We start from the raw sequence: 2,138 nt of genomic DNA on the forward strand, positions 1-2,138 counted from the left end.
GCCCGGCTCCACCGCCTTGCGGGGCCGACGGCGCGGACCCCGACGCCGCCCCCTCGCTCGTCAGCCGCCGAATAAGATCGGCCGGGCTCGGCAGATCGGTAACGTAAGCGAGGCGGATCAACACCATTTCCACGCCGCGCGCGGATCGGGGGCGGCATGGACTTCCTGCGCGCCCTTCAGCAGAATTTGCCAAGCGCGGGTGAGAGTTGCGACCGAGAGGCTGCCCGCCAGGTCCGACGCCGCCCGCCGTTCGGTTTCCGCCGCACTCTCCAGCGCGCCAGGGGCGACCTTGAGGCGGGTGACGCCGTGGCAGAGCCCGAGCAGGTCTTGCACCACTTGGCTAGGGTCGGCCCCGGCCCGGTGCATATCCTCGTACAGCGCCAAAGCGTCGGCAATCTGCCCGGCCATCACCTTGCCGAAGAGATCATAGACCGTCAGCCGGTCGGCGAGCCCCAGCATGCCGCGCACGGTTTCGGCTTCCACCGTGCCGCCCGACGAGAGCGCAATCGCCTGATCGAGCAGGGACATGCCATCGCGCGCCGAGCCATCCGCCGCGCGCCCGATCAAAGCGGCGGCTTCCGGCGTCAGCACCACTTTTTCCAAATCGGCAATGTGGATGAAATGGGCAGCCAGCACTTCCGGCTCGATCCGGCGCAAATCAAAACGCTGGCAGCGGGAGAGCACCGTGATCGGCACTTTGCGAATTTCAGTGGTGGCAAACAGGAATTTCGTGTGGTCGGGCGGCTCTTCCAGCGTCTTCAACAGGGCGTTGAAGGCATTTTTGGAGAGCATATGCACTTCGTCGATAATATAGATCTTATAGCGCGCCGAAATCGGCTTATAGCGCACGCCATCGATAATTTCGCGGATGTCATCGACGCCGGTGCGGCTAGCGGCATCCATTTCGATCACGTCCGGGTGCCGGTCGGCTGCAATCGCTTTGCACGGATCGCAGACGCCACACGGCTCCGGCGTCGGCCCGCCCGTCCCGTCCGCGCCGATGCAGTTCAGCGCGCGGGCGACGATGCGGGCGGAGGTCGTCTTCCCCACCCCGCGCACCCCCGTCAGCATGAAGGCATGGGCGAGACGGCCCGACTGAATGGCGTTCGTCAGGGTGCGCACCAAGGCTTCCTGCCCGATCATATCGGCGAAAGTCTGCGGGCGGTATTTGCGGGCCAGAACCCGGTATTCGGGGGCGGCGGTGTCGGGTGTGGTCATGACGGGCGGCAGTGTAGCGGGTCAGGGCCGGGCTTTCACCACTTCTTCCGCAATCTCGGGATAACGGTCGATCACGGCGAGAAATGAGCGCGCCGGACCATCGGGAACTGAGCGGCCCTGCTCCCAGTTCTGAACCGTAGCAAGCCCAAGGGCAAAGCGCGCGGCGAACTCTTCCTGCGTTAACTTATGCTTGGCGCGAATAGCGGCAACATCCGCCGGGGGTGGCACATGGCGGTCCACCGCGAGGCCGCACTCGGTTAGCGCCGCCGAAAAGCTACTGAAATCTGCTACAGCCGGAGCGACAAGATCGATACTCTCCCCTGCCAGCAAGGCATCCGCCGCCGCCTTCGCCTTGCGCACGCCAACCCCGTGGGCAACGAGCAGCTTGAAAGCCGAAATTGAGCGAAACTCCCGCCCGGTTTCAACCTTCAACCGAATGGCTTCGGGTGAACCTGAGAGGACGAGGGGCTCGGCCTGGACCCGCACCCGTGGTCCGGCGCGCTCCAATAACTTCGATAGCGTCAAAATCCAACTCCTCCATCACGCTCAAACACAGGGACCGCAGGCCTCGCACGCCAAGTTGGTTGGTTAAATTGGCTTGGATATGTAGGTCTGAACAGCGCGCTGAAATCCGGCCAGAAGCATTCGTTGTAAGCGCGACATGCGCCATAATATCAATCGCGTGGACGCGCGTCCCGTCCCATACAGTCGCACAAAGGGTTAGGATGTCGCCTTGGCTCATCCGCGCCAGCACCACAAGGCTTTGCAGTTCCATGCGGTACCCTTCTGCATTCATGACAAAAAGATAACCTCCGCAATCTGCGGAGTCAAATCACGCAATCACTCTAAGATTGAAGGCAAGCCACCCAACCAGGTGCGAACCGATTTTTACCGCGGGATACGTACAAAAAAGTAAGCCC

At 62.5% G+C, this 2,138-nt stretch carries 1 protein-coding gene and 1 pseudogene; both read right to left on the minus strand.

Going from position 1 to position 2,138, the window contains the following annotated elements:
• Positions 1–1,218: pseudogene (locus tag VZ95_RS17515) on the minus strand (DNA polymerase III subunit gamma/tau); the annotation flags it as partial.
• 21 nt (positions 1,219–1,239) lie between these two features.
• Positions 1,240–1,743: a helix-turn-helix domain-containing protein gene (locus tag VZ95_RS24395; RefSeq protein WP_198148371.1), complete on the minus strand. Its 504-nt coding sequence runs from the start codon at positions 1,741–1,743 to the stop codon at positions 1,240–1,242.
• Positions 1,744–2,138: the final 395 nt, after the last annotated feature.

Origin of the sequence: Elstera litoralis, from assembly GCF_000963705.1 — a bacterium.
Lineage (GTDB): Bacteria > Pseudomonadota > Alphaproteobacteria > Elsterales > Elsteraceae > Elstera > Elstera litoralis.